This window comes from Streptomyces sp. UH6 (assembly GCF_013421635.1).
Classification (GTDB): Bacteria; Actinomycetota; Actinomycetes; order Streptomycetales; family Streptomycetaceae; genus Streptomyces; species Streptomyces abyssomicinicus.
In genome coordinates, this window is sequence record NZ_JACADT010000218.1 from 1 (window position 1) to 7,367 (window position 7,367).

Here is a 7,367-nt window from a genome sequence, read left to right on the forward strand (position 1 = left end):
GCGGTCACCGGGGCGCGCGGCTCGCTGGGGGTCGTCACGGCGGGCCCCGGATGAACCGTGGCGGGGGCGGGATCCGCGAGCCCTCGCGCATGTCGCAAAATATGCGCGTGAACGATGTGAGACACGTGCTGGTGCTGCCCGATCGTGAGGCCGCGGAGGAGGCCGCCGAGGCGCTCGCGGAGCGGTTCGGCGTGGACGAGGAACCGGCCCTCGTGCGGGAGGCGCTCGCCGGGGAGGACGACGCCGAGGACGCCCAGTGGCTGATCGTGCTGGCCGACGAGGACGAGGCGCTGGACCCGGCGGCCCTCGACGAGTTCGCCGCCGAGTGGGACGGCTGGCGCGAGGAGCCCTGACGGACAGGGCCCTTGACGGACGGGGCCTTGACGGCCGGGGCCCTGACGGCCGGCCGGGCTGTCGGCGGGGCGTGGGATGCTGGGACGGATGGCCAGGAAAACAGCTCACGACGATCTTCTCGCGCCGGTCACCCTGGCCGTGGGCCAGGAGGATCTGCTCCTCGACCGCGCCGTGCGGGAGGTGATCGCCGCCGCCCGGTCCGCCGACGCGGACACCGACGTACGCGACCTCACGCCGGACCAGCTGCAGCCGGGCACCCTCGCCGAGCTGACCAGCCCCTCGCTCTTCGCCGAGCGCAAGGTCGTGGTCGTCCGCAACGCGCAGGACCTCTCCGCGGACACCGTCAAGGACGTCAAGGCGTACCTCTCCTCGCCCGCCGAGGAGATCACCCTGGTGCTGGTCCACGCGGGCGGCGCCAAGGGCAAGGGCCTGCTGGACGCGGCCCGCAAGGCGGGGGCCCGTGAGGTCGCCTGCCCGAAGATGACCAAGCCGGCCGACCGGCTCGCCTTCGTCCGCGGCGAGTTCCGTGCCGCCGGGCGGTCCGCCACCCCCGAGGCGTGCCAGGCATTGGTCGACGCGCTCGGCAGCGACCTGCGGGAGCTGGCCTCCGCCGTCTCCCAGCTGGTCGCCGACATCGACGGCACCGTCGACGAGGAGGTCGTGGGCCGCTACTACACGGGCCGGGCCGAGGCCTCCAGCTTCACCGTGGCCGACCGGGCCGTCGAGGGCCGGGCCGCCGAGGCGCTGGAGGCGCTGCGGTGGTCGCTGTCCACGGGGGTCGCGCCGGTCCTGATCACCAGCGCGCTGGCCCAGGGCGTCCGGGCCATCGGGAAGCTGCTCGCGGCGCGCGGCGGCCGTCCGGCCGACCTGGCGCGCGAGCTGGGCATGCCGCCGTGGAAGATCGACCGGGTGCGTCAGCAGATGCGCGGCTGGAGCGAGGACGGCGTCTCGGTCGCCCTCCGCGCCGTCGCCGAGGCGGACGGCGCGGTCAAGGGAGCCGGCGACGACCCCGAGTACGCCCTGGAGAAGGCGGTCGTCACCATCGCCCGCGCCGCCCGCTCGCGCGGCCGGGGCTGACGCGCAGGACGAACGGCGGCGACCAGGGGGGGAACGTTCCCCCCCCTGGTCGCCGCCGCCGGCGTCTCACGCCTCGCGCGAGCCCGCGTACATCTCCTCGATGAGGTGGGCGTACTCCCGCTCGACGACCGGCCGCTTCAGCTTGAGGCTCGGGGTGATCTCGCCGTGCTCGACGTCCAGGTCGCGCGGCAGGAGCCGGAACTTCTTGATGGTCTGCCAGCGCTGGAGGCCCTCGTTGAGCCGCTGCACGTAGCCGTCCACCATGGTGACCGTCTCCGGGTGGGCGACGACCTCCGCGTAGGACTTGCCGGCCAGCCCGTTCTCCGCGGCCCAGCCCATCAGGGCGGCCTCCTCCAGGGCGATCAGCGCCGTGCAGAAGTTCCGCGAGGCGCCGTGCACCAGGATGTTGGAGACGTAGGGGCAGATGGCCTTGAACTGGCCCTCGACCTCGGCCGGGGCGACGTACTTGCCGCCGGAGGTCTTGATCAGGTCCTTCTTGCGGTCGGTGATCCGCAGGTACCCGTCGGTGGAGAGCTCGCCGATGTCGCCGGTGTGGAACCAGCCGTCCTCCTCCAGGACCTCGGCGGTCTTGTCCGGCAGGTTGTGGTAGCCCTGCATGATGCCGGGGCCGCGCAGCAGGATCTCGCCGTCGTCGGCGATCCGGACCTCGGTGCCGGGCAGCGGCTTGCCGACCGTGCCGGTGCGGTAGGCCTCGCCCGGGTTCACGAAGGAGGCGGCCGAGGACTCGGTGAGGCCGTAGCCCTCCAGGATGTGCACGCCGGCGCCGGAGAAGAAGTAGCCGATCTCCGGTGCCAGGGCCGCGGAGCCGGAGACGCAGGCGCGCAGGTTGCCGCCGAACGCCTCGCGGATCTTCTTGTAGACCAGCAGGTCGGCGAGCTCGTGCTTGAGGGACAGCCCGAACGGCGCGGTGGCGTTGCCGGTGCGGCGGTAGTTCTCCTGGGTGACCTTGCCGTACTCGCGGGCCACGCCGGCCGCCCACTGGAAGATCTTGTACTTGGCGCCGCCGCCCGCGCGGGCCTTGGCCGCGACCCCGTTGTAGACCTTCTCGAAGATGCGCGGGACGGCCGCCATGTAGGTCGGCCGCACCACCGGCAGGTTCTCGATGATCTTGTCGACCCGCCCGTCCACGGCGGTGACGTGCCCGGTCTCCACCTGGCTGGAGAGCAGCACCTTGCCGAAGACGTGCGCCAGCGGCAGCCACAGGTACTGCACGTCCTCCGTGGTGACCAGGCCGGTCGCGGAGATCGCCTTCGCCATGTAGGCCCAGCAGTCGTGCGGCAGGCGCACGCCCTTGGGACGGCCGGTGGTGCCGGAGGTGTAGATCAGGGTGGCCAGCTGGTCCTTGGTGATCGCGGAGACGCGCTCCTTGACCACCTCGGGGGACTTCTCCAGCAGCGCAGCGCCCCGCCGCTCCAGTTCCGTCAGCGTCAGGACCGTGTCACCGGTCTCCACGCCCTCGGGGTCGATCACCACGATGTGGGTGAGGGAGGGCAGCTCGTCCTTCTTCTCCAGCGCCTTGGCGACCTGCGTGGCGTCCTCGGCGATCAGCACCTTGCTGTCGGAGTCCGAGAGGATGAAGGCGGACTCGTCGGCGTTGGTCGACGGGTAGACCGTGGTCGTCGCGGCGCCCGCGCAGAGGATGCCGAGGTCGGCGAGGATCCACTCGACCCGGGTCGCGGCGGCCAGCGCCACCCGCTCCTCCGGGGCGACGCCCAGGGAGACCAGGCCCGCCGCGATGCCGAAGACGCGGTCCGCGGCCTGCCGCCAGGTGAGGGACCTCCACTCGTCGGGGCCCTGCCCGGAGGAGGACGGCACCGGATGGCGGTACGCCTCCGCCTCCGGTGTGGCCTCCACTCGCTCCAGGAACAGGTTCGCCACACTCGGCGGACGGTTATCGATCAGGGTCTGTGTGTCGCTCACGACATCCTCCGGGGCCCGCGGCAGTGCGTGCGGCCGGCTCGGCCACTACTGACGGCTGCTGGTGCGGCTGGCTGGTTTGCGGCTTAATTCCCTCGCGCGTCCCTGTGTTAACTCGCGAGTAACTGAACGAGCAGGCATCAGGGTAAGGGCCGACCCGACGGTATGTAAGAGGCTACGGGCAGGCATTTCCCCAGTTCCCGCTGTGCCCCCGGTCACCCGGAGCGGAAGGGGCCCGCCGCGATCACGCGACGGGCCCCTTCCGGTGGCGGCTGCGGCCCGGCCGCCCGGCCGGATCCGCGCCTACTTCTTGCCCTTGCCGGACGACGCGCTGTCGTCGCTGGAGAGCACCGCGATGAAGGCCTCCTGGGGGACCTCCACGGAACCCACCATCTTCATCCGCTTCTTGCCCTCCTTCTGCTTCTCCAGCAGCTTCCGCTTCCGGGAGATGTCACCGCCGTAGCACTTGGCGAGGACGTCCTTGCGGATGGCGCGGATGGTCTCGCGGGCGATCACCCGGGAGCCGACGGCGGCCTGGATCGGCACCTCGAAGGCCTGCCGGGGGATGAGCTCGCGCAGCTTGGCGACGAGCCGCACGCCGTAGGCGTACGCCGCGTCCTTGTGGGTGATCGCCGAGAAGGCGTCCACCTTGTCGCCGTGCAGCAGGATGTCCACCTTGACCAGGCTGGACGTCTGCTCGCCGGTGGGCTCGTAGTCCAGCGAGGCGTAGCCGCGGGTCTTGGACTTCAGCTGGTCGAAGAAGTCGAAGACGATCTCCGCGAGCGGCAGCGTGTAGCGGATCTCCACGCGGTCCTCGGAGAGGTAGTCCATGCCGAGCAGCGTGCCGCGACGGGTCTGGCAGAGCTCCATGATCGCGCCGATGAACTCCGACGGCGCGAGGATCGTGGCCCGCACGACCGGCTCGTACACGTCGTTGATCTTGCCCTCGGGGAACTCGCTCGGGTTGGTGACGACGTGCTCGCTGCCGTCCTCCATGACCACGCGGTAGACCACGTTGGGGGCGGTGGCGATCAGGTCGAGGCCGAACTCGCGCTCCAGGCGCTCGCGGATCACGTCCAGGTGGAGCAGGCCGAGGAAGCCGACGCGGAAACCGAAGCCGAGGGCCGCGGACGTCTCCGGCTCGTAGACCAGCGCCGCGTCGTTGAGCTGGAGCTTGTCCAGCGCGTCGCGCAGCAGCGGGTAGTCCGAGCCGTCCAGCGGGTACAGACCCGAGAACACCATCGGCTTGGGGTCCTTGTAGCCGCCCAGAGCCTCGGTGGCGCCCTTGTTCAGGGTGGTGACCGTGTCACCGACCTTCGACTGGCGGACGTCCTTCACGCCGGTGATCAGGTAGCCCACCTCGCCGACGCCCAGGCCGTCGGCCGACAGCATCTCCGGCGAGTTGGTGCCGATCTCCAGCAGCTCGTGGGTGGCGCCGGTCGACATCATCCGGATGCGCTCGCGCTTGTTGAGCTGGCCGTCGATCACCCGGACGTAGGTGACCACGCCGCGGTAGGAGTCGTAGACCGAGTCGAAGATCATCGCGCGGGCCGGAGCGTCCTTGACGCCGACCGGGGCGGGGATCCGCTCCACGACCCGGTCCAGCAGGTCCTCCACGCCCAGGCCGGTCTTCGCCGAGACCTTCAGCACGTCGGAGGGGTCGCAGCCGATCAGGTTGGCGAGCTCCTCGGAGAACTTCTCGGGCTGCGCGGCCGGCAGGTCGATCTTGTTGAGCACCGGGATGATCGTGAGGTCGTTCTCCATCGCCAGGTAGAGGTTGGCGAGGGTCTGGGCCTCGATGCCCTGGGCGGCGTCGACGAGCAGGACGGTGCCCTCGCAGGCCGCGAGGGACCGGGACACCTCGTAGGTGAAGTCGACGTGCCCGGGGGTGTCGATCATGTTCAGGATGTGCGTCGGGCTCTGCTCGCCCCCGGTCCTGGGGGCCCACGGCAGACGCACCGCCTGGGACTTGATCGTGATGCCGCGCTCGCGCTCGATGTCCATGCGGTCGAGGTACTGGGCGCGCATCTGCCGCTGCTCGACCACACCGGTCAGCTGGAGCATCCGGTCGGCGAGCGTGGACTTGCCGTGGTCGATGTGCGCGATGATGCAGAAGTTGCGGATCAGAGCCGGGTCGGTACGGCTCGGCTCGGGCACATTGTTAGGGGTCGCGGGCACGCAGGGTCCTGTCTCTTGAGGCGCCTTATGCCTCGGGTCGGATCTGTACGTAGCCTCCATGCTCCCATGGCGCGGGGCCTGTGACGGGTTTGGGCCGCTGTCGGGGCGACTGGTAGCCTGGGCCGCTGTGTCTCCATGCCCTTGCGCGCGGAGGCTCACCCAAGAAAATCACACGGCCCGCGAGGCCTCGCCCTCGTGTGCCAAGAACCTGAAAAGGCTCATTCGTGGCGAACATCAAGTCCCAGATCAAGCGGAACAAGACCAACGAGAAGGCCCGGCTGCGCAACAAGGCCGTCAAGTCCTCTCTGAAGACCGCGATCCGCAAGGCTCGCGAGGCCGCTGCCGCGGGTGACCTCGAGAAGGCGACCGAGTACCAGCGCGCCGCCGCGCGTCAGCTGGACAAGGCCGTCTCCAAGGGCGTCATCCACAAGAACCAGGCCGCCAACAAGAAGTCGGCGCTTGCTTCCAAGGTCACCGGCCTCCAGGGCTGAACCACCCTCGGTTCGTTCTCTGATCTGAACGACTGAACAACCGCTGGAAGGACCCAGAGCGGGCCCTCTCTCATCCGCTCCCGACCGGCATCAAGGGTTCGTACGCGGCCTGCGTTCGCCACGCGGGTACGGACCCAGCACACCTTTTCAGCGCCCCGGCCCCCGCGCCGCCTTCCCCAGGCGGTCCGGAGGCCGGGGCGTTCGGTCTTCCGGCCGCCGGTCCTCCCGGGCTTCGCCGGCGGTGGGGGACAATGGACCCCATGCCTTCCGCTCTCCCCGACGGCGAACCCGTCCCCGCCGACGGCGCGCTGCCGGCCTCCGCCCTGGCGGGCGCCCACGAGCGCCCCCTCGGGTTCTACCTGCACGTCCCGTACTGCGCGACCCGCTGCGGGTACTGCGACTTCAACACCTACACCGCCACCGAGCTGCGCGGCAGCGGCGGCGTGCTCGCCTCCCGCGACAACTACGCGGACACCCTCACCGAGGAGGTCCGCCTGGCCCGCAAGGTGCTCGGCGACGACCCCCGCCCGGTGCGCACCGTCTTCGTCGGCGGCGGCACCCCCACGCTGCTCGCCGCCGGAGACCTGGTGCGGATGCTGGACGCCGTCCGCCAGGAGTTCGGCCTGGCCGAGGACGCGGAGGTCACCACCGAGGCCAACCCGGAGTCCGTGGACCCGGCCTACCTGGCCGAGCTGCGCGAGGGCGGCTACAACCGGATCTCCTTCGGCATGCAGTCCGCCCGGCGCCACGTGCTCCAGGTCCTGGACCGCACCCACACCCCCGGCCGCCCCGAGGAGTGCGTCGCGGAGGCCCGCGCGGCCGGCTTCGACCACGTCAACCTCGACCTGATCTACGGCACCCCCGGGGAGTCCGACGACGACTGGCGGGCCTCCCTGGACGCCGCGCTCGGCGCCGGGCCGGACCACGTGTCGGCGTACGCGCTGATCGTCGAGGAGGGCACCGGCCTGGCCCGGCGGATCCGCCGCGGCGAGGTCCCCATGACCGACGACGACGTCCACGCCGACCGGTACCTGATCGCCGAGGAGACGCTGTCGGCGGCCGGGTACGACTGGTACGAGGTCTCCAACTGGGCGACCTCCGAGGCCGCACGCTGCCTGCACAACGAGCTGTACTGGCGCGGCGCCGACTGGTGGGGCGCCGGACCGGGGGCGCACAGCCACGTCGGGGGCGTGCGGTGGTGGAACGTGAAGCACCCGGGCGCCTACGCGGCGGCGCTCGCCGAAGGGCGCTCCCCGGGCGCCGGGCGCGAGCTGCTCTCCGCCGAGGACCGGCGCGTCGAGCGGATCCTGCTGGAACTGCGGCTGGTGG

General features: G+C 71.0%; 6 protein-coding genes. 4 read left to right on the plus strand and 2 right to left on the minus strand.

Going from position 1 to position 7,367, the window contains the following annotated elements; genetic code table 11:
* Nucleotides 1-107 precede the first annotated feature (107 nt).
* Together HW445_RS13345 and holA are read left to right on the plus strand one after the other, a co-directional pair.
* Nucleotides 108-353, plus strand: a complete 246-nt coding sequence (locus HW445_RS13345) for a hypothetical protein (protein ID WP_180221240.1) — start codon at nt 108-110, stop codon at nt 351-353.
* A gap of 88 nt (nt 354-441) precedes the next feature.
* Nucleotides 442-1,431 carry a DNA polymerase III subunit delta gene (holA, locus tag HW445_RS13350; RefSeq protein ID WP_180221241.1) on the plus strand — a complete coding sequence of 330 codons (990 nt, stop codon included), beginning with the start codon at nt 442-444 and terminating at the stop codon, nt 1,429-1,431.
* Nucleotides 1,432-1,497: 66 nt separating this feature from the next.
* Here holA and HW445_RS13355 read toward each other — a convergent pair whose 3' ends face one another.
* On the minus strand, nt 1,498-3,372 hold the full coding sequence (locus tag HW445_RS13355) for a long-chain fatty acid--CoA ligase (protein WP_180221242.1): 1,875 nt from the start codon (nt 3,370-3,372) through the stop codon (nt 1,498-1,500).
* Between the two features lie 300 nt (nt 3,373-3,672).
* Nucleotides 3,673-5,547: a translation elongation factor 4 gene (gene lepA / locus HW445_RS13360; RefSeq protein WP_180221243.1), complete on the minus strand. Its 1,875-nt coding sequence runs from the start codon at nt 5,545-5,547 to the stop codon at nt 3,673-3,675.
* 224 nt (nt 5,548-5,771) lie between these two features.
* On the opposite strand from lepA, the gene rpsT reads away from it, so the two are divergent.
* Nucleotides 5,772-6,038 carry a 30S ribosomal protein S20 gene (rpsT, locus tag HW445_RS13365; RefSeq protein ID WP_180221244.1) on the plus strand — a complete coding sequence of 89 codons (267 nt, stop codon included), beginning with the start codon at nt 5,772-5,774 and terminating at the stop codon, nt 6,036-6,038.
* A 260-nt stretch (nt 6,039-6,298) separates the two neighbouring features.
* On the plus strand, nt 6,299-7,367 hold a 1,069-nt coding region (gene hemW, locus HW445_RS13370; RefSeq protein WP_180221245.1), incomplete at its 3' end, for a radical SAM family heme chaperone HemW.

Bases quoted from the DNA above. Each gene is read 5' to 3' on its own strand.
- holA (WP_180221241.1), top strand. From the start codon at position 442: ATGGCCAGGAAAACAGCTCACGACGATCTTCTCGCGCCGGTCACCCTG.